Annotated in this window: 17 protein-coding genes; 13 read left to right on the top strand and 4 right to left on the bottom strand. The window is 55.4% G+C overall.

Annotation, left to right across the window (positions count from 1 at the left end; genetic code table 11):
• Positions 1–214 precede the first annotated feature (214 nt).
• Both rhaI and AC5EFR_RS03075 read right to left on the bottom strand, forming a co-directional pair.
• Entirely contained in the window at positions 215–1489 is a 1275-nt protein-coding gene (gene rhaI / locus AC5EFR_RS03080; RefSeq protein ID WP_493574493.1) for an L-rhamnose catabolism isomerase, read from the bottom strand.
• Between the two features lie 57 nt (positions 1490–1546).
• Positions 1547–3643, bottom strand: a complete 2097-nt coding sequence (locus AC5EFR_RS03075) for a bifunctional rhamnulose-1-phosphate aldolase/short-chain dehydrogenase (RefSeq protein ID WP_493574492.1) — start codon at positions 3641–3643, stop codon at positions 1547–1549.
• Between the two features lie 187 nt (positions 3644–3830).
• Here AC5EFR_RS03075 and AC5EFR_RS03070 point away from each other — a divergent pair, with 187 nt between their 5' ends.
• The 8 genes from AC5EFR_RS03070 (at position 3831) to AC5EFR_RS03035 (ending at position 12308) form a co-directional block, all read left to right on the top strand.
• A complete protein-coding gene (locus AC5EFR_RS03070) occupies positions 3831–4631 on the top strand; it encodes a DeoR/GlpR family DNA-binding transcription regulator (protein WP_493574491.1) in 801 nt (266 codons plus the stop codon).
• 55 nt (positions 4632–4686) lie between these two features.
• Entirely contained in the window at positions 4687–5676 is a 990-nt protein-coding gene (rhaS, locus tag AC5EFR_RS03065) for a rhamnose ABC transporter substrate-binding protein (RefSeq protein WP_493574490.1), read from the top strand.
• Between the two features lie 97 nt (positions 5677–5773).
• Positions 5774–7321, top strand: a complete 1548-nt coding sequence (locus AC5EFR_RS03060) for a sugar ABC transporter ATP-binding protein (RefSeq protein WP_493574489.1) — start codon at positions 5774–5776, stop codon at positions 7319–7321.
• A complete protein-coding gene (locus tag AC5EFR_RS03055; protein WP_493574488.1) occupies positions 7318–8295 on the top strand; it encodes an ABC transporter permease in 978 nt (325 codons plus the stop codon). The genes AC5EFR_RS03060 and AC5EFR_RS03055 overlap by 4 nt, the downstream gene beginning before the upstream one ends.
• On the top strand, positions 8292–9293 hold the full coding sequence (locus AC5EFR_RS03050; protein ID WP_493574487.1) for an ABC transporter permease: 1002 nt from the start codon (positions 8292–8294) through the stop codon (positions 9291–9293). Before AC5EFR_RS03055 ends, AC5EFR_RS03050 begins: the two co-directional genes overlap by 4 nt.
• A 4-nt stretch (positions 9294–9297) precedes the next feature.
• Positions 9298–9612 carry an L-rhamnose mutarotase gene (locus AC5EFR_RS03045; protein ID WP_493574486.1) on the top strand — a complete coding sequence of 105 codons (315 nt, stop codon included), beginning with the start codon at positions 9298–9300 and terminating at the stop codon, positions 9610–9612.
• Positions 9609–10979: an FGGY-family carbohydrate kinase gene (locus AC5EFR_RS03040; protein WP_493574485.1), complete on the top strand. Its 1371-nt coding sequence runs from the start codon at positions 9609–9611 to the stop codon at positions 10977–10979. Before AC5EFR_RS03045 ends, AC5EFR_RS03040 begins: the two co-directional genes overlap by 4 nt.
• A gap of 381 nt (positions 10980–11360) precedes the next feature.
• A complete protein-coding gene (locus tag AC5EFR_RS03035; RefSeq protein ID WP_493574484.1) occupies positions 11361–12308 on the top strand; it encodes an N-acetyltransferase in 948 nt (315 codons plus the stop codon).
• A gap of 12 nt (positions 12309–12320) precedes the next feature.
• Here the strand turns inward: AC5EFR_RS03035 and AC5EFR_RS03030 are convergent, their stop codons facing one another.
• Positions 12321–13610: an NAD(P)/FAD-dependent oxidoreductase gene (locus AC5EFR_RS03030; protein ID WP_493574483.1), complete on the bottom strand. Its 1290-nt coding sequence runs from the start codon at positions 13608–13610 to the stop codon at positions 12321–12323.
• Positions 13610–14275, bottom strand: coding sequence for a haloacid dehalogenase type II (locus AC5EFR_RS03025; RefSeq protein ID WP_493574482.1), 666 nt, complete (start codon positions 14273–14275; stop codon positions 13610–13612). The genes AC5EFR_RS03030 and AC5EFR_RS03025 overlap by 1 nt, the downstream gene beginning before the upstream one ends.
• Before the next feature lie 208 nt (positions 14276–14483).
• On the opposite strand from AC5EFR_RS03025, the gene argE reads away from it, so the two are divergent.
• The 5 genes from argE to AC5EFR_RS03000 all read left to right on the top strand — a co-directional run bounded on the left by argE (position 14484) and on the right by AC5EFR_RS03000 (position 20758).
• Positions 14484–15599, top strand: coding sequence for an acetylornithine deacetylase (argE, locus tag AC5EFR_RS03020; RefSeq protein WP_493574481.1), 1116 nt, complete (start codon positions 14484–14486; stop codon positions 15597–15599).
• Positions 15600–15726: 127 nt separating this feature from the next.
• Positions 15727–16545: a GNAT family N-acetyltransferase gene (locus AC5EFR_RS03015; protein ID WP_493574480.1), complete on the top strand. Its 819-nt coding sequence runs from the start codon at positions 15727–15729 to the stop codon at positions 16543–16545.
• 3 nt (positions 16546–16548) lie between these two features.
• Positions 16549–17937 carry an aspartate aminotransferase family protein gene (locus tag AC5EFR_RS03010; RefSeq protein ID WP_493574479.1) on the top strand — a complete coding sequence of 463 codons (1389 nt, stop codon included), beginning with the start codon at positions 16549–16551 and terminating at the stop codon, positions 17935–17937.
• The gene (locus AC5EFR_RS03005) at positions 17934–18845 is read left to right on the top strand and encodes a 2-hydroxyacid dehydrogenase (protein ID WP_493574478.1); all 912 of its coding nucleotides are present in this window, start codon (positions 17934–17936) and stop codon (positions 18843–18845) included. Before AC5EFR_RS03010 ends, AC5EFR_RS03005 begins: the two co-directional genes overlap by 4 nt.
• A gap of 302 nt (positions 18846–19147) precedes the next feature.
• A complete protein-coding gene (locus AC5EFR_RS03000) occupies positions 19148–20758 on the top strand; it encodes an ABC transporter substrate-binding protein (RefSeq protein WP_493574477.1) in 1611 nt (536 codons plus the stop codon).
• The last annotated feature ends 18 nt before the right edge of the window (positions 20759–20776 follow it).

Genomic DNA, 20776 nt, shown 5'->3' with positions numbered 1-20776 from the left:
AATTCAATGGGCATGGCAGGTCAGATGAGCTGGCGATGGAACTCACTTCCAAAGGGCCAGGGTAAGGCGCGTGTGGTGGAACGGCCAAGCAACGATTTTCGTAGGGGGATGCAACTGCTTCGGGGGCCGAATTTGCCCAATGACCCTCGCGGTGTGACGGACGATGCCGTTGCATCGTCCGGCTGGCAAATGTCTCCGCGAGCGCGCAGTGGGCTCAAACGATTCCGCCGCCTGCACCACTAGAAACGGGACGTTTTTCAGACACTTGGGCGCGATAGCCCGCCGCGCGGAAAGTCATGACCGGATCAATCGCGCCGCCGGTCGACACACGCGCTTGCGCCAAAATAGCATCCACATCGGTGCGAAACGCCGCGCGTAAGGTGGCCGAAGCCATAAGCGCGTCATTGTCGTCTTGATAGCCGGTCAAGGCCGCGCGATCGACAAGCGAGGCCTGCACATAGGCGCGCTGAATTTCCATCGCCGAAATCATCAGGCTTTCGATCGGATCGGTGACATTGTGGGATTGGTCGATCATATGCGCCAGATCAAGGCCCGGGGTGCCTTCGGCATCGACAAGTTCGTTCCAGACCAGAAACAAACGATAGGGATCAATCGTGCCGCTATCGAGATCGTCGTCCCCGTATTTGCTATCATTAAAATGAAATCCGCCAAGCTTGCCCGCATGGATCAAGCGCGACACGATCATTTCGATGTTCACATTGGGCGCGTGGTGACCTAGATCGACAAGACACATGGCTTTGTCACCAAGCTCTTGCGCGGTCATGAGCGAAGTGCCCCAATCCTGCACCACGGTAGAATAGAACGCCGGTTCGTAAATCTTGTGTTCGGAGAACAAACGCCAATCATCGGGCAGGCCGCGATAGATGTCTTTCATCGAAGACAGATAACGCTCGAACTGACGACCCATATGGGTTTGGCCGGGAAAATTGGCCCCGTCGCCAATCCAAACGGTCAACGCCTTGGAGCCGATCTGTTGACCGATGTCGATGCATTCCAGATTGTGCTCAACCGCTTGGGCGCGGGTTGCGGTATCTGTATGCGTCAGCGAACCGAATTTGTAGGAATGGGTTTGATCGGCCTGATCTTGAAAGCTGTTGGAATTCATCGCGTCAAAGGTCAAACCATGCTGACCCGCCTTGGCCAGCAACTCTTTGGGGTCCGCCTTGTCCCATGGGATGTGCAACGACACCGATGGGGCGGCTTGGGTCAGGGCATGGATCACACCACAATCGTCAAGCTTGTCAAAGATGTTGGCCGGTTCGCCCCGACCCGGAAAGCGGGCAAAGCGGGTGCCGCCAGTGCCGGTTCCCCAAGATGGCACAGCAACACCAAAGCCTTTGGCGCGCTCAACAATGGCGTTGATGTCGACGCCGCGACGATCAAGCTTTTCGCCAAGATGGTCAAAGTCACGCGCCAGATCTCTGGCCCGTTTGGCGTTTTCCGCCTCGATCACGGATGTATCTATCATGGTCCCCTCCCTCAAAGGGCTGCGCCGGATGCAAAGGGCATCAAGCGCAACTTTGTCTTAGCGTGTAAAGGCCTGCACATTGCCGGCGTCGACATTGACGATGTTGCCGGTTGATTTGGCCGATTGGTCAGAGGCAAAGAAATACGCCGCCTCGGCGATGTCCTCGGGCAAGACAGAGCGTTTGAGCATGGACCGCTGACGATACATTTCCTCCAAGCCTTCCTTGTCGGTGCCGTAGGTTCCGGCCCGTTGATAAAGCCATTCGCCTTCCCAAATCTTGGACCCGCGCAAAACGGCATCTGGATTGACGACATTGACGCGAATACCGGCTTCGGCCCCTTCCAGCGCCAAACAGCGAGCAAGGTGAATTTCCGATGCCTTGGCGGTGCAATAGGCAGAGGCATTGGGGGATGCAGCAAGACCGTTTTTGGAGGCCACAAAGACAACAGAGCCGCCAATGTTTTGCACACGCATCATTTTGAACGCTTCGCGGGACACAAGGAAATATCCGGTCGACAGGATGTCCATGTTCTTGTTCCACAGCTCAAGTGTGGTTTCTTCGACAGGAGCCGAAGAGGCGATACCCGCGTTTGAAACCAAAATATCGACACCGCCAAATTCAACAGCCGTTTGCGCATAGGCCGCCGCCACGGCGTCTTCGTCGGTGACGTTCATCACCACGCTGCGCAACACGTCGTGGCCATAGCGCGACGACAGGTTGGCAAGGGTGGATTGCAGGGCGTCTTGGTTGATGTCTGCCAACATCACACAGGCCCCTTCGGCAAGATAACGTTCGGCGGTGGCCGATCCGATTCCACCGGCACCACCGGTGACCAAGGCCACACGTCCAGCAAGGCTTTTGGGTTTTGGCATGCGTTGAAGTTTGGCTTCTTCCAAGAGCCAGTATTCGATGTCAAAGGCCTCTTGCTCGGGCAAGCCACAGTATGCGGAAACGGCCGTTGCGCCGCGCATCACGTTGATCGCGTTGACATAGAATTCACCCGAGATACGTGCCGTTGCGCGGTCTTTGGCAAAAGTGATCATGCCAACGCCGGGGACGAGATAAACCACGGCATTGGGGTCCCGTAGGGCCGGGCTGTCGGGGTGTTTGCAGCGCTCATAATAGGCTTCGTAACCCTTGCGATACTGTGCGATTTGCGCCTCGAGGCCGGCCAAAACATCGTCGATGTTGCCCTTGGCCGGATCGAAATCGACCACCAGCGGGCAAATCTTGGTCCTTAGGAAGTGATCGGGACAAGAAGTGCCAAGTGCCGCGAGATCGCGCATGTCTTTGGCGTTCACAAACTCAAGCACCGCGTCGGTATCGACAAAATTGCCAACCATATGCTGTTGGCCGGAAACATAACCGCGAATGGCGGGCATCAGTTTCGCTGCTACGGCGCGGCGGGCATCGGCGGCAAGGCTGGTGTGGATCGGGCCGCCAAAAGCCGGAACATCGGCGGTTTTATCTTCAAAATAGGCAATCGCTTTGTTGATGATATCAAGCGTGAGCTCATAGCAAGCCTTGGCGTCATCGTCCCAAGTGAACAGCCCGTGCGATTCCAAAACGACGCCTTTGGCATCTGGATTTTCGAGGCAGAATTTTTCGAGCCATAGCCCCAATTCGTAGCCCGGTTTTTTCCACGGAAGCCACCCAATGTCGTCACCAAATATCTCTTTGGTCATGGCCTTGCTATCCTTAGACGCCGCAATCGCAATGATGGCATCTGGATGCATATGATCGACATGCTTTTTGGGGACATAGGCATGAAGAGGCGTGTCGATAGAGGCCGCGCGTGGGTTCAAATTAAAGGTGCAATGAGGCAGGTAGCCCACCATTTCGTCTTCAAAAGCGAGACCGCGATACATGGTTTTCAGTGCGCGCAGCTTGTCCATATAAAGGGTTGAAAACCCGTCCATCTTGATGGACCCAACATCGCCGCCCGATCCTTTGACCCACAACACTTCGGTGTCTTGGCCGGACAGCGGGTCGGGTTGCATCACTTTGGCAGATGTGTTGCCGCCGCCATAATTGGTCACGCGTTTATCAGATCCAAGCAGGTTTGAGCGGTAAAGAAGCTTTTCCGGCTCGCTCATCGTTGCGGCTTTGTTGTCATCCCATAAGGAAACAAGGTGATTTGCCTCGGTGGTCATTGTGATCTCCTCCCGATCCGCAGATAATCTTAGTCGATTTGGTCAAAGGGTGATTGGATTGCGACGGATTGTCAATCATAAATCCTCAATAGCAGTCATCAATGAGCGGAAAATGACAATAAATGACATTTTATGATTGACAGTGATTGTTGCTTTGCGGCACGGTTAACGTCAACGGGAGGAAGAGATGCACGAAAAGGAACGCCATAATATCATTCTGTCAGCGGTACAGGATCGTCCAGTTGTGACGGTTTTGGACCTGTGCAGCTTGACTGGCGCGTCTGAGGCAACAATCCGCAGGGATGTGGCCGGCTTGCATGAAGCTAAAAAACTACGCCGGGTGCGCGGGGGCGTCGAAGCCCTTCACCCCAATCAGCTTCCGGGACTGGCCGGACGGCCATTCGCGGTGAACGAAGCAATCAATATCGCGCAAAAGCAAGCAATTGCGCGCAAGGCGGTTGAGCTTTGCGAAGAGGGGGAGCCGATCATTATTAATGGCGGCACCACGACCTTTCAAATGGTCCATCCTTTGGCGACGCGCCGCTGTCAGGTGTTTACCAACTCATTTCCGACAGCTGAACACCTGCTCAAGAATTCCAAAAACACGGTTCTGATGTCGGGCGGAGTGATCTATCGCGAGCAAAACATCGTGCTGTCACCCTTTGATAATGATGTCACCCGCAACTTTTACGCCCGCCGTATGTTTATGGGCGCGCAGGGTGTTGGGCCGCTCGGCGTCATGGAAGCCGATCCGCTCATCATTCAGGCCGAGCAAAAGCTCATTGGCCAAGCGGATGAATTGGTTTTGCTGGTTGATTCCAGCAAGTTCGAGGCACGTTCCAGTTTGGTTCTGTGCCCACTCAATAAGATTGATGTTCTGATCACCGATGACGGGATCAGCGATCGCGCCGCCGCCATGGTGGATGCGGCAGACATCAAATTAATCGTGGTGCCGGTTGGTGCCGTGAAGGAGGAGGCGGCATCGTAATCGGCCAGCAATGGAACGGCGCGCCGCAAATTTGGGAAACCAGGGAGGAAACCCGATGAAACTTGCAAAACTCATGACATCTGTGGCCGTCGCCGCAGGATTGTTCGCCGGTCCAGTATCTGCCGAAGACATGCGCATTGCGCTGGTGGTCAAAGCTTTGGGCATCGGGTTCTTTGAAGCCGCCGCCGAAGGGGCTGAAGAGGCCGCCAAAGAATTGGGTGGCGTCGAAATCATTTATACTGGCCCAACCGACACCACGGCCGAGGGCCAGATCGAAGTGATCAATTCACTGATCGCGCAAAAGGTTGATGCTATTGCGGTTTCATCAAATGACACTGATGCGCTTGTTCCAACGCTGAAAAAGGCGATGCAGCGCGGGATCACTGTTATTTCTTGGGACTCTGGCGTTGCCGAAGATGGCCGGATGGCGCATTTGAACCCTTCCTCTAACGCGTTAATCGGCAACATGATTATCAAACTGGCAGCCGATCATTTGCCAGAGGGCGGCCAGGTGGCGGTGTTGTCCGCGACCACCACATCGACAAACCAGAATATCTGGATTGATGAGATGAACAAGGTGATGGGCAACTATCCCGGCATCGAAGTTGTTTCGACCGTTTACGGCGACGATCTTGCCGATAAATCCTATCGCGAAGCCACGGGGCTTATGCAGTCTCATCCGGATTTGGATGCCATCATCGCCCCGACTTCGGTTGGCATTGTGGCCGCGGCCCAAGCCGTTGCCGATGCGGGCAATATTGGCAAAGTCAACGTGACGGGCCTTGGCCTGCCGTCGGAAATGGCCGGGGCAATCGACAGCGGCGCGTCCAAATCCTTTGCGATCTGGAACCCAATTGATCTTGGCTATTCGGCGACCATGCTGGCCCACCAGCTGGCAACCGAAGCCGCCAAAGCCGAACCGGGTGCAGAAATTGCGATTGGCCGTATGGGCACAATCACATTGGATGAAAGCAATTCCGCGGCGATGGCTGATCCTTTTGTCTATGACGCCGGCAATATCGCAGACTTCAAGGATATTTTCTAAGATCTCTTTAGAAAAGCGGAGGGTGGCGCGGGACACGGGCCGCCCTTTTACCAAGACTTGCTCCGCCATTGGCCGGGCTTTGCGATAGGGATACGCGATGCGAAATCTCAGCCCGGAGGGAGACAGTGCCGCGCAGGACACGCAGCCGGTCCTTACCCTTGATAAGATCACCAAAACCTTTCCCGGTGTCAAAGCGCTTGATGGTGTTGATCTGCATCTCTATGCCGGTCAAGTCACGGCTTTGATTGGTGAAAATGGCGCGGGTAAGTCCACCGTTGTGAAAACGCTGACTGGAATTTATCAACCGGACGGCGGGCAGATTTTGCGTCATGGTAAACCGGTTCGCTTTGTCACGCCTCAAGATGCCGCAGATGCGGGTGTCACGGCGATCCATCAGGAAACCGTGTTGTTTGATGAACTCTCGGTTGCCGAGAATGTCTTTATCGGCCACGCGCCCAAGGGGCGGTTTGGGTTGATTGACACCGCAGCGATGCACAATCGCACGGCTGACATCTTGGACACGATTGGTGCGAAAATCAGCCCTTCTGTTAAGCTTAAGGACCTTGGGATTGCGTCCCGACATCTGGTCGCGATTGCCCGCGCGCTCTCGGTCGAGGCGCAGGTTGTGATTATGGATGAACCCACCGCGGCCCTTAGCCAAACCGAGATTGAGGAGCTTTACGAGCTGGTCGATACTCTCAAGGCACAGGGCAAGGCGATTTTGTTTATATCGCACAAGTTTGATGAGGTTTTCCGCATTGCCGATCGCTTTACCGTGTTTCGAGATGGCCAATTGGTTGGGGCCGGGCAGATGGCGGATGTCAGCGAAGCCGATCTGGTGAAAATGATGGTTGGCCGCGCGGTGGATCAATTATTCCCCAAGCGCCATGCCGAGATTGGCGACAAGGTTCTAACGGTCGCAGGTTACAGCCATCCAACCGAGTTTGAAGACATCAATTTCACCCTGCGGCGCGGCGAAATCCTCGGGTTTTATGGGCTGGTCGGGGCAGGGCGGTCTGAGTTCATGCAATCCTTGATCGGAATAACAAAACCATCGAAAGGCGCGGTTCGGATTGGCGACGACGTGCGTGTCATTCGATCCCCGGCGGATGCGATCAAGGCCGGCATTGTTTACGTTCCCGAAGACAGGGGCAAACAAGGGGCTATTCTGGATATGCCGATCTTCCAGAACGTCACCCTGCCGTCGCTTCACAAGACATCGAAGGACGGGTTCATCCGGCTGGCAGAAGAGTTCGCCTTGGCGCGCGAATACACCCAGCGTTTGGATTTGCGCGCGGCGTCACTTGATACCAATGTTGGGGCCTTGTCGGGCGGCAACCAACAAAAGGTGGTCATTGCCAAATGGTTGGCAACCAAGCCGCGCGTCATCATTCTCGATGAACCAACCAAGGGGATCGACATCGGATCCAAGGCGGCGGTGCATGACTTTATGTCTGAACTCGCGGCACAGGGGCTCTCCGTGATCATGGTCAGCTCGGAAATCCCTGAAATCATGGGCATGTCGGATCGTGTCATTGTCATGCGCGATGGCCGTATGGTCGCCGAACTGGAAGGGGACTCGCTAAGCCCCGAGACGCTGGTGCGCCATGCGGTAGGCATAAACGCACAAGGAGACGCGGCATGACGTTCCTGAAATCAAGAGAGACCATTCTGGCCGCCGCGGTATTGGTGTTGATCGCCTTGATCGCCACGCGGTTCCCCGGCTTTATCGCCCCCGCCAATCTGGTCGCAGTGTTCACCGATACCTCGCCGTTGATGATTTTGGCGATGGGGCAGATGGTGGTGATTTTAACCCGCTGCATTGATCTTTCTGTGGCGGCGAACCTCGCGCTTACGGGAATGGTTTGTGCGATGATCAACGTGGCAATGCCGGGCCTGCCGATTGCTGTGATTGTCGCGATTGCTATTCTCATGGGCGCGGCGTTGGGGGCGATCAATGGGGTATTGGTGTGGAAGCTCAATATCCCGCCAATCGTTGTGACACTTGGCACAATGACCATTTTCCGGGGCATCATTTTCTTGCTGACGGACGGCAAATGGATCAACGCCCATGAGATGAGCGCGGCCTTTACCGGTGTTCCACGTACCAGCCTTCTTGGCATGCCAGTGTTGGGTTGGGTGAGCGTCCTTGTCGCGGTTGTGATGGTCATCGTGATGGCCCGCACCACATTGGGCCGGGCGATCTATGCGGTTGGCGGCAACCCCCATGCGGCGGTTTACACCGGGATTGATGTCGGCAAGACGCAGTTTTTGGCCTTTACGATTTCGGGCATGTTGGCCGGGTTGACCGGCTACCTTTGGATTGCCCGCTATTCGGTGGCCTATGTCGATATCGCTGGCGGGTTTGAGTTGGACGTTGTCGCGGCCTGTGTGATCGGCGGGATTTCAATCGCCGGTGGGGCCGGGACCGTGATCGGCACTTTGCTTGGCGCGCTCTTTCTGGGGGTGATAAAAAACGCGCTTCCGGTTGTCGATATCTCGCCGTTTTGGCAGCTGGCGATTTCCGGTGCGGCCATCATCATTGCAGTCGCCTTTAACGCCCAATCTGGCCGGGCCAAAGGCCGTATCATCCTCAAATCAGCGGAGCATGCGCAATGAGCCTGACAGATACAACGCCGCGCGTCATTCCCGATCGCCTGCGCTCGCCGCTGCGGGCCCGTGTGATGAGCTGGGAAAGCCTTTTGCTTGGGGTGGCCGTTGGGATTTTCATCCTAAACTCACTGGCCTCGCCGTATTTTCTAAACGCTTGGAACCTCTCCGATGCGACGTTCAATTTCACCGAAAAGGCAATGATTGCCTTTGCTATGGCGCTGTTGATCATCTCCGGGGAAATTGATCTCTCGGTTGCGGCGATAATTGCGCTGGCATCAACCGCGATGGGGCTGGCGATGGAAATGGGGGCAGGCACCCCGGTACTGGTCTTGGTTGGACTTGGAACCGGGTTGATATGCGGGGCCTTTAACGGGGCCTTGGTGACCAAACTGGGGCTGCCCTCTATCGTTGTGACCATCGGCACCATGAGCCTGTTTCGTGGGATCAGCTACATCATTCTGGGCGACGGGGCGTTTCGTGGCTATCCCAGCGATTTTTCCTGGTTTGGTCAGGGCTATGTCTTTTGGGTGATTTCCGTCGAATTTGTGATCTTTGTAATCTTGGCCGTTGTGTTTGGCGTTTTGCTGCACAAAACCCGCTTTGGACGCACCGTTTATGCCGTCGGGAACAACCCAACCGGCGCGTTGTTTTCGGGCATTCGCGTTGATCGCGTCAAGATGATCCTGTTCTTGTTGACTGGGCTGATGTCAGGCTTGGCGGCGGTGTGTTTGACCTCTCGGCTCGGATCGACGCGACCCTCAATTGCCAGCGGAATGGAGCTGGAAATTGTGACCATGGTTGTTCTGGGTGGGGTGAACATTCTTGGCGGTTCGGGGAGCATTCCCGGCGTGGTGATCGCGGCCTTTGTCATGGGGCTTGTGACCTTTGGGCTGGGGCTGTTGAACGTCCCGGGCATCGTCATGTCGATCTTCATCGGGTTGTTGTTGATTGGGGTCATTGCGCTGCCGCGCCTTTGGGCGATGTATCGCAAGACGGGGGGATAGCGTCATGGAAAAGATCGCCTTTCGGATGCGGTTGAAGGCCGGACACCTCGACGAATATCGCAGACGCCATGATGAGATTTGGCCTGATCTTGTGACATTGCTCAAAGAGGCTGGGATCGTTGATTATTCAATCCACTATGCCAAAGACACATGTGATTTATTTGCGGTGTTGTGGCGCAAAGACGGTCATTCCATGGATGAGTTGCCAAACCATCCCGTCATGCAACGGTGGTGGGCACACATGGCCGATTTGATGGAAACCCTCCCCAACAACGAACCTGTGGTTGAGCCGCTTGAAACCGCGTTTTACCTGCCATGATCGGGCCGGAATCAACACCCAAGCACATTGCGGTTATTGATGTCGGCAAAACCAACGCCAAATTGGCGCTTGTCGACAGTGAAACCCTGTCAGAGATTGCTGTTGTAACCCGGCCGAACACGGTTATTGATGCCGCTCCCTATCCGCATTTTGATTTAGACGGGCATTGGGCGTTCTTCCTTGAAAACCTAGCCGCGTTTCACAAGAGCCATTGCGTTGATGCGATTTCGATCACAACCCACGGGGCCTCGGTTGTGTTGCTGGACAAGGCCGGGGACTTGGCGACCCCGATGCTTGACTATGAGCATGACGGGCCAGACGAATGCGCGGAGGCCTACACCAAAATCCGTCCGGATTTTGCGGAAACCGGGTCACCCCGTTTACCGGGGGGATTGAACGTAGGGGCGCAATTACATTGGCTTTTTGAGCGTGATCCGACCCTTTTGGACCGCACCGCGCATGTCATCACCTATCCGCAATACTGGGCCTATCGTCTTACGGGGCAATGGGCCTGTGATGTGACCTCGTTGGGCTGTCATACTGACCTTTGGAACCCTTGGTCTGGGCAGCCATCTACGCTGGTTGGTGCATTGGGACTGACTGACAAGCTCGCTCTGGCGCTCCCGTCGTCGCATGTTTTGGGCGCTATCACGGCCGAGACCGCTGCTGAAACTGGCTTGCGGGCCACAACACCGGTGGTTTGTGGCATCCATGATAGCAATGCCTCTTTGGTTCCTTACCTTCAGGGGGACATGGACACGTTTTCCGTTGTTTCAACGGGGACTTGGGTGGTTGCCATGGCGCTTAACGGGGGGGATGTGAAATTTGACCCGGCGCGCGACACTTTGGTGAACGTTAACGCCGTCGGGGCACCCGTCCCATCGGCGCGGTTCATGGGGGGGCGCGAATACGAAATTATCCGCGACGCCTCATCGGTCGAGCCTTCCGCCCAAGATCGAATGGCTGTTTTGCAGAATGAAATTGTGCTGTTGCCCGCGGTCGAGCCCAATAGCGGCCCGTATTCTGGTCGCGTGTTCAGTTGGAACAACCCACCGCAGTCCGACGGCCAACGCATTTATGCGCTGTCTCTCTATCTCGCTCTGATGACGCAGACATGCCTTGATCTGATCGGAGCCAGAGGGCCGACCCTTGTCGAAGGGCCCTTTGCCCGAAATGCAGATTTCCTTGATATGCTGGCGGTGTTGCGCCCCGATGGGGTTGGTGCCGCCAGTTCAAAAACCGGGACCAGCCTTGGGGCCGCGATGTTGGTGTCACCGTCCGAGATGCCTCGGGTTCACATGCAGGATATGCCAGATTTTGCCCCCCTTTTGGCACGCTATGCCGAAAGTTGGCGCGCCTGCCTCTGAGGGCTCCTAGCGCATTGATGTCATCGGTGAACGCCCCCGCTACGCTGTGTTCACTGCTGGGCGTCAAAGTTTGGAAAACTGCGTGGTGTTTGCGATCTGTGGCAATCGCGTCCTCACTTTTTGGAATGTTTGTCAGTTGGCGTAAGGTAGCGGGCCGTTTGAGGCAGAGTTTTGCGCTATTGGCCCTTGGGGCCATGCCACAGTGTTTTGAGACACAAGCCCGGCTCACCATTTGCAAGATACCTAACAACGAAATATCTTAGCCAATGGAATATAATGTCGTGAACTTGGTGACTTCAAAAGATTCCGCTTTGAAATCCTGTTAAGGTGCTCACTGTACCGACGCGCATGGCTCTTGGTCTGAAGTTTAAAGAGGTAAGTATGACGTCAAAGGATCTTGGCGATAAAAGCGAGGAACTTCAATCGATTGAAGTTTCAATGCCACAGCATAAACGATCAGAGCATCACCTAAAGGTGGATGTGTTCGAAGCTGCGACACATGACATTTCCCTCAAAGATTTGCCTTTGCTTCAAGAGTTGACGGTTGGTGTCTTTTGGCCGCACCGCGACAGGGATCTTGAGCTGCTTGTGCAATTGGGGCAGGGCTATCTGGCGTTGGATGAAATTGGACGCCCTTTGAGTTCCGCCATGAAATTCGAAAGCGGCTCTGATTTTGCCATGTTGGGTATGATGATCACGGCCCCCCGTTTGCAAACACTGGGCACCGGGCGTTGGCTCTTGCAGCAAATCATGGAGGCGTGTGGCTCGCGCGATCTACGTCTGAGTGCGACCCGAGCGGGCTATCGGCTTTATGAAACCGCAGGCTTTCGGCCCGTTGCAACGATCCGCCAACATCAAGGTATGGCGCGCGAAATCTATCTTCCGACCGCCAATCCGGATACGGAGGTGCGGGCTTTCGAAGATGCTGATTGGCCGCAGTTGCTTGAGCTGGACTCAGCCGCCTATGGCGTTGACCGCCAAACGGTTATTAGGACACTTGGGGCCAAGTCAGACTGCGTTGTGGCGCAAAAAGACGGGAGGATTGTCGGTTACGCGATGATCCGCAACTTTGGCCGTGGTCAGGTGATCGGACCCGTGGTGGCCGATTGCGACGACCTTGCGATGCAGTTGATTGCTCCGCTTATTCAAAAGCGGACGGGCGCGTTCCTACGCATGGACACGCCTGTTGTCGATGGCGAACTCACGGCCTTTTTGTCGGCGGCCGGTCTGGGTTTGTTCGATACCGTTACGGAAATGTACAAGGGCGAACAAAGGCGCGCGACCTCGGGGGCCGTGTTATACGGCTTGGCCGCGCACTCTTTGGGATGAACTCTGCTGCGGTTACGAAAGCCAATCCTTGAGGCCAAACCAAAGCCCCACAAGGGGCAGAAACCATGGCCGCCCGGTATGCGCTGGAATAATCGGCCAATTTAGGCCATCCAGCGGCGTCTCTTCCTGAACGCCCATGGCCTTGTTGGCCAACATTTGTCCCAGCAAGGTCGAAAACTGCGCGCCATGTCCTGAGTACCCCATGCCGTAAATCATACCATCCGCCGTACCAGCCCGTGGAAAGCGATCTTGAGACATGCCGACAAGGCCCCCCCAGCAATATTCAATGTCGATATCGCAGAGCAGTGGAAAGATTTGCCCCAAAGACTTCTGAAGAATAGCACCCGATTTCGCGTCAGACTGTTGATTGCTATCCGCAGAAAACCGTGCACGCCCACCAAAGATAAGCCGGTTGTCCGGGGATAGTCGGAAATAATTGCCGATGTTCAGCGATGTTACACAGGTGCGGTTCCCTGGCATGACCATCTCGGCTTCGGCATCAGAGAGGGGGCGCGTGGCAATGATAAAGGAGCCGACAGGAATGATCCGTTTACGGAAGTACCCCAAAGGGGCGGTTTTAATCTGACCGGAATAGGCCCCGGTGGCGGCAATCACACGATCTGCGGTCAGTTCACCGCGCGGAGTTGTCAGGCACCAGCCTTTTGCGCTTTTGCTCCGCTCTGTAACCGGGGCAGTTTCCCAAATCGTCGCCCCATGTCGCCGCGCGGCTTGTGCCAACCCACAGACATAGCGCCCCATATGCATCATGGCCGATTTTTCATAGAGGATAGCCCCGTGAAAGCTGTCGCTGCCGATGTCGTGGGCGAGGTCAGACTTAGTAAGCCAGCGGGTCTCGGGATCGACCTCTTTGTTTAGCAATTCAAAATGGGCCTGCATACCAGCGACATGAGAGGCCTTGGAGGCGAGCTTTAGTTTCCCGGAACGTCGAAAGTCACACTGAATTTCTTCTGTTCTTACAATATCTTCGATAACGTCGATCGAGTGATCATAGGCTTTGTACAAGGCCTGTGCGCGGGTCTCACCCAGCTGGGTTTTGGCCAAGGCGTAATCATGGGCCAAGCCGTTGTTTAGATGCCCACCATTGCGGCCGGAGGCCCCAGCGCCAACTTGCTCTGCCTCTAACACCGCGACGGAAACACCGACCTTTGCAAGGCTGCGCGCCGCGCTGAGACCCGTGAAACCTGCTCCAATGATGGCGACGTCAAAATGCCCGTTGACCGGGGAAGGACAGCCCCCCGCGAACGGGGCTGCTGTTTTGTGCCAGTAGGAGGCGAATTGCATCACAAACCAACCACTTTCGCCAAGCCTGAGATATCAGGAATTTCTGTGTAACCATAGAATGGGTTCGCCGGTTCGTGGCCGCGGTTGACCCAGACCTTATTGGTGATCCGCATGTCATGCGCGGTCATGAGATCGTAGCGGAAAGAGGAGGACACATGCAGCACATCCTCGGGTCCGCAGCCGAGTTGATCGAACATGTATTCGAATGCCCGCATCTTGGGTTTATAGGCCTGTGCGTCTTCGGCGGTAAATACGTGAGCGATTGGGGCCCCCAGTTTTTCGATATTGTGCGGAATTTGGGCGTTCATCGAGTTTGTCAGCGCAACCAATGGGATGTCTGAGGCGACTTTGGCAAGCCCAGCCGGGACATCCGCGTGCGGCCCCCAAGTTGGAACACGATTGTAAATCTCGTCCGCGATGGCGGGATCAAAGGCCAAGCCGTTGCGTTTACATGTGCGTTCCAGGGCGTTGTGAACAACCTCAGCATAGGGTTTCCAATCCCAAAGAACTTCATCCACGCGAAACGCCGAGAAATCTTGGATGAAAGTCTTCATGGCGTCGGGCGATAGGATGTGGCTGAAATGGTCAGTTGCGGCACCAGCCATGTCAAAATTTATCATGGTGCCGTGGCAGTCAAAGGTGATGTATTTGGGGCAGAAGGTCATCCGGGGTCTCCAGTTCGTTGTTAAGACCAGTTTGTCCCTTTCCCTTGATCGTTGCGTGCCGGGTTTTCCAAAACCAAGGCAGGAAATTCTGAAATGCAATTGAACAACAGCAGAGCCTGCCACATGACCTCCGGCCATGAACGATGTGCCTTGTTAAACCGGTGCAGACTGTTGAGGGACCGGGAACCACCAGAGGATGGCGCAGAAAATGCAACGATTGAATGCCGAAGAATTGTTAGACAGGTTGGTAGGTTACCCAACTGTGGTGGGCACATCTAACCTCGAATTGATGCAGTTTATCGCGGATTATCTGGAGGGGTATGGGGCGCAGGTGCATGTCATGATCGGGCCAGAGGGAGATCGGGCAAACCTGTTTGCCACCCTTGGTGATCCTGCGGTGCCGGGGTACATTCTGTCTGGGCATGTGGATGTGGTGCCAGCGGGGGAGCCAGACTGGCAAGACGATCCATTCAAAATGCGCTGTGATGGCGACCGTCTGATCGGGCGTGGCACCTGTGACATGAAAGGTTTTGATGCGGCCATGTTGTCTGCGGTTCCGGACCTTGCGGCGATGGCTCTTTCGGCACCGATACACATCGCATTGTCCTACGATGAAGAGATCGGGTGCAAAGGTGTGCCGCATATGATCGCCGAACTGCCCGAACTGTGCGCTCCCCCATTGGGCTGCATTGTTGGGGAACCAACAGGGTTGCAACCGGTTTTGGCGCACAAGGGCAAAGCGGCGCTCAAACTTCAGGCGCAAGGTGTCTCTGGCCATAGCTCGCGGCCGGACAAGGGGGACAATGCCATTCACGCCCTGCTTCCCGTGTTGAATGGGGCCGCGCATCAGGCCGAGGCCCTCATAGCCCAAGCGCGGGATGAGCGGTTTGCGCCGCCTTATTCAACCTTGCAAATTGGCGTTGTGCAGGGCGGGCAGGCGGTGAACATTATCCCGGACCACGCAGAAGCCCTCATAGAAGTGCGCGCCATTGCAGGTGTCGATCCCCAGAGCTTGCTGGAGCCGGTTGTGGCCAGTGCGGGTCCGTCAGTGGCGGCTGAGCTGATGTCCACTTATCCGGCGCTTGCGCTACCCGCGCATTCCGATCTGGCACAGTTGATGACAAGACTCACGGGGGTTGATGCCATCGGCGCAGTGAGCTTTGGCACCGAAGCGGGGTTGTTTCAGCAAGCCGGCATTGCGTCAATCATCTGTGGCCCCGGTGACATTTCGCGCGCCCACAAGCCCGAGGAATATCTGACACGCTCAGAACTCGACGCGGCACGGAATATGATTCTGACCTTGGGTCAAAGTCTCGCAAATTGAGTCCGTAGCATATTCTGCTGTAAACAAACCGTTTGCAGTTTCATTGATGTTTCACCCAGCCGGAACGCAGCGAAACGCTTGGGTCAAAGCCGTTAGGCTTGGCTTAAGCAATCATGGACCTGAATTTATGACGACAACTTTGGACACGATCCAATTGGTGGATTTCACCGCCGATCATCTGCCTGGTGCTGTGCGCCTTAGCCAACAATCTGTTTGGCCGCATCGCAAAGAAGACTGGGCGCTGACGCTCACTCAATCAACTGGGGTTGCGGCGATCCACAAGGGTGAGGTCGTCGGAACTGCACTCGCGTCGACCTTTGGCGAGGTGGCCGCGTTGAATATGATCATCGTGGATGAGCGCCTGCGCGGTCGCAGGCTTGGGCGTCGTTTGATGGATGCAGTGATCGAGCGCGCAGGTGCGCGTGAGAAGCGGTTGATCGCGACGCAAGACGGGCTGCCCTTGTACAAAAAACTGGGGTTTGTTTCGACCGGTGTCATCGAACAATTTCAGGGCGTTGTGCAAGGTATCGGGGCGGATGGTGACGTGAAAACAGACGGCTACGATCTGGATCGGATGGTTGCAATGGATAGGGCGGCCTCGGGGCTGGAACGCGGCGATCTGTTGTCGCGGATCGCAGAGCAGGGACAGGTTCTGAGCACGGAGTGCGGCTTTGCTGTCCTGCGCGAATTTGGCCGCGGCAAAGTTTTGGGTCCGATTGTCGCGGATAGTCTGGACACGGCCTGTGCCTTGCTAGCAGCAGCGGCGCAATCTCAGACAGGATCGTTCCTGCGGATTGACACGCCGATCCCAGACCTGGGCACCTTTGCAAAGGGGCTTGGGTTGAACCCCGTCGGCGGCGGCACCTGCATGGTGCGTGATCCGCGTGATGCGACGTATGGAACATCTTATCAGACCTTCGGTCTGGTTTCTCAGGCTTTGGGGTAACCAATGAACACTCACATGCAATCAAACGCCCTTCATGAATTGGATCGCCAACATTTCGTCCACCCGGTCTCGTCCTGGCAAGGGCACGAGGCGCGAGGTGTGCGTATCCTGAAAAGCGCAAAAGGGGCGACGGTCACCGACTCCGAAGGGCGTGAGCTCTTGGACGGTTTCGCGGGGCTTTGGTGTGTCAATGCAGGCTACGGACATGAGAGTATTGTCGAAGCCGCCGCGGAGCAAATGCGCCGGTTGCCTTATGCAACGGGGTACTTTGACCTTGGATCAGAAGCCGCTATCAGGCTGGCAGCAGAATTGGCGGACCGCGCACCTGGGGATTTGGACCATGTGTTCTTTACTCTGGGTGGTTCGGATGCGGTCGACAGCACCATTCGGTTTGTGCGGTACTATTGGCATTCCAAAGGGCAGCCCAATAAGGATCAGTTTATCTCGGTTGAGCTGGGCTATCATGGGTCCACCTCTGCGGGGGCCGGTCTGACGGCCTTGCCGGCGTTTCACGAAGGATTTGGCGTCCCGTTCAACTGGCAGCACAAGATCCCTTCGCATAACCTATATCGTAATCCAGTGGGGCAGGATCCGGAGACTGTGATTGCCGCATCGGTTGCGGCGCTAAAGGCCAAGGTCGAGGCGATTGGCCCGGATCGTGTGGCTGCGTTTTATGTTGAACCCATTCAAGGCTCATCCGGTGTTTTGGTGCCACCCAAAGGGTGGATCAAAGCCATGCGTGAGACCTGCGCCGAGCTGGATGTTCTCTTTATCGCAGATGAGGTCATAACGGGTTTCGGCCGCACGGGCCCGATGTTTGCCTGCGAAGACGAAGGCATCGTTCCGGACATGATGACTTCTGCAAAGGGGCTGACATCAGGCTACGCGCCAATGGGGGCCGTTTTCCTGTCTGATCATGTTTATCAAACGATTGCCGAGGGGGCTGGCCCCAAGGTGGTCGGGCATGGATTTACCTATTCCGCGCACCCCGTTAGCGCGGCCGTCGCGCTAGAAGTATTGAAGCTTTACGAAGGCGGATTGTTTGAAAACGGGCGCAAGATGGGCGACCGTTTGCAAGCCGGTCTGGCTGGCCTGTCTGATCATCCCTTGGTGGGGGATGTGCGGGGGCGGGGCATGTTAGCTGCGATTGAATTGGTGACGGACAAAGACAAGAAAACGCCTGTTCCAGCAGAGATCCAAGCAGCAACCCGCCTGTTTGATCGCGCCTGGGACCAGGGGCTGATCATGCGATCTTTTCCGCAGGGTATTTTTGCTTTTGCGCCACCACTATGTTGTACAGCGGATGAAATCGATGCCATTGTTGAACGAACCCAAAAGGTTTTGGACCTGACACTCGACGACCCAGAAATCAGAGCGGCGTTACGCGGATGACACTGCTTTTGAATAGCTTTCCTGCCCGTGCAAAAATCTGGTCCGAGGTTTTCGCCCAAGCGGGCGAACCAATTTTTACAGACCCATCTTTGGTGACCGATGCCAAAGAGGTGACAGTTCTGGCCAGTTGGCAGCCACCCGAGGATTTGACGGTTTATCCAAACCTGAAACTGGTTTTATCGGTTGGGGCAGGGGTCGACCACATGCCGGATCTGTCTCAGCATCTTATGCTGTGTCGATCTTTGGCACCGGGGATCGAAAGGCAGGTGCGGGATTGGGTGACCATGGCCTGTTTGATGGTGCACCGCGATATGCCTGCCTATTTGGACCAGGCCGAAGCGGGCACTTGGAACAGCCTCAACATCACGACCAATGCCTCGAGGCGGATTGGTATCCTTGGGATGGGGCGGATTGGTCGGCTTGCGGCACAGAGCTTGACCAGTTTGGGCTTTCCAGTTGTTGGGTGGTCGCGGTCTGGCGACCCGGTTGATGGGATCGAAGTACACGGTTCTCAAGGGCTGACAACCGTATTGGCCAAGTCAGACATCTTGGTTTGCCTTCTGCCCTTGACCCAAGAAACAAAGGGGATTTTGAACGCCGACACCTTTGCCGCGCTGCCCAAAGGCGCGCATTTGGTTCACGCCGGGCGTGGTGCCCATCTGAACATGGATGATCTAAAGGCAACCTTGGATTTGGGACACCTGCGGTCGGCCATGCTGGATGTCACCAATCCAGAGCCACTTCCGAAAGGCCATTGGGCATGGTCGCATCCGAACCTAATCGTAACCCCCCATATTGCGGCGAAAACCGATGCGTATGAAGGCGCGCGCCATGCCTTGAGCATCGTCCACGCATTGCAGCGGGGCGACGTTCCGCCGGGTTTGGTGAACCCATCCAGCGGATACTGAATGACGCGGCTAAGGAACATGCGCAATCAGATGTTCTGCGCATCTTGGCAACTTGAAAGATTCTGCCGCAGGAGGCCCGGATATCAAACAATATGCGTCAGTTTTCTGGCGGATGATGAAAGCAGGAAGGGCTTTGACATCGGGCTTTGACATCGGGCTTTGACATGCGCCCGGTGAAAGTAGGGGCAAAGCGCTAAGCATATCGCAACGTGCCGCGCCGCTGAGCGGATCAAGGGACAGCAGCCCAAAATAGCTTCTTGCCTGCGCAATTGCGCGGGCCCAACAACCAACAGGGATTGAAGATGACCAATAAAAAACCAACAAATTGGACAGGTCGTGACGATGCGAAGGTCGAAAATGCAATTCGACGCGGTGCATCGCGGCGCGATTTACTAAAAATGCTTGCGGCATCGGGTGTTGCCGTCGGTGCCGGCTCGTCCCTTCTGATGAGTGCAACACGGGCTGTGGCAGAAACACCGGTCTTTGGTGGCCATCTGAAGGCGGCGGGCTGGTCGTCATCCACTGCTGATACGCTTGATCCGGCCAAGGCGTCTTTGTCCACCGATTATGTCCGCTGCTGTGCCATCTACAACCGCCTGACGTTCTTGGATGAATTTGGTCAAGTGCAAATGGAGCTGGCTGATAGCATTGACTCCGCAGATGCCAAAACTTGGACTATTAAGCTGAAGGCCGGCGTGACGTTCCACGATGGCAAACCGTTTACTTCGGCGGATGTTGTGTTCTCGATGAACCGTCACCTTGATCCCGCAGTTGGCTCCAAGGTCAATTCCATTGCGAAGCAGATGTCTGAGATCAAAGCGGTTGATGATTTGACAGTTGAAATCGTGTTGGAAGAATCCAATGCCGATCTGCCAACGATCCTGTCGCTTCACCACTTTATGATTGTCGCGGACGGCACAACCGACTTTGCAAAAGGCAACGGCACCGGGGCCTTTATGATGGAGACCTTTGAGCCGGGCGTGAAATCCATCGCGGTTAAGAATCCGAACTATTTCAAGGATGGTCCCTATCTGGACAGCTTTGAATATTTCGCCATCACCGACAATAACGCCCGCGTAAACGCGGTTCTGTCGGGTGATATTCACATGGGGGCGTCGATCAAAGGCCGTTCGCGTCGAATGTTGGAAGGTCAGGACCATGTTTGGTCGTCTGTCACCAGCTCTGGCAACTATACCAACCTGAATATCCGCCTAGACATGGAGCCTGGTGCCAAAGCTGGCTTTATTGAGGGTCTGAAGCATCTGATCAATCGTGAGGTGATTGAAAAGTCGGTGTTGCGCGGTATGGCGACCATAGGTAACGACCAACCGGTGTCAGCGGCCAACCGCTATCACAACTCTGAGTTGGCCCCCAAAGCCTATGATCCAGAGATGGCAAAGGCGATGTTCGCCAAATCGGGATTGTTGGGCGAAACCGTTCCAATTGTAGCCTCGGATGCAGCAACGGCGTCTGTTGATATGGCAACTGTTGTCCAGCAGGCTGGCTCTGAAATCGGGATGAATTTTGACGTGCAACGTGTGCCATCTGATGGGTATTGGTCCAAATATTGGCTCAAGGCCCCAATCCACTTTGGCAATATCAACCCACGCCCGACGCCTGATATCCTTTTCTCGCTGCTTTACACGTCTGATGCGAAGTGGAATGAAAGCCAATTCAAATCTGAAAAGTTTGATAAGATGCTGGTCGAGGCGCGTGGGGCCCTGAACGAAGATCTCCGCAAAGAAATCTATTGGGACATGCAGGAAATGATCGCAAATGAGGCGGGGACCGTCATTCCGGCCTATTTGGCGAATGTGGATGCCCTGTCTAAGTCTGTGAAAGGCTTGCGGTCAAACCCATTGGGCGGTCAGATGGGCTATGCCTTTGCCGAATACGTTTGGTTGGACGCCTAAATTTCCTTGCCTGACATC

This window comes from Pelagimonas sp. (assembly GCF_058892305.1).
The sequence above is the reverse complement of the archived record's forward strand: the minus strand, read 5'-3'. Positions and strand labels throughout refer to the sequence as shown.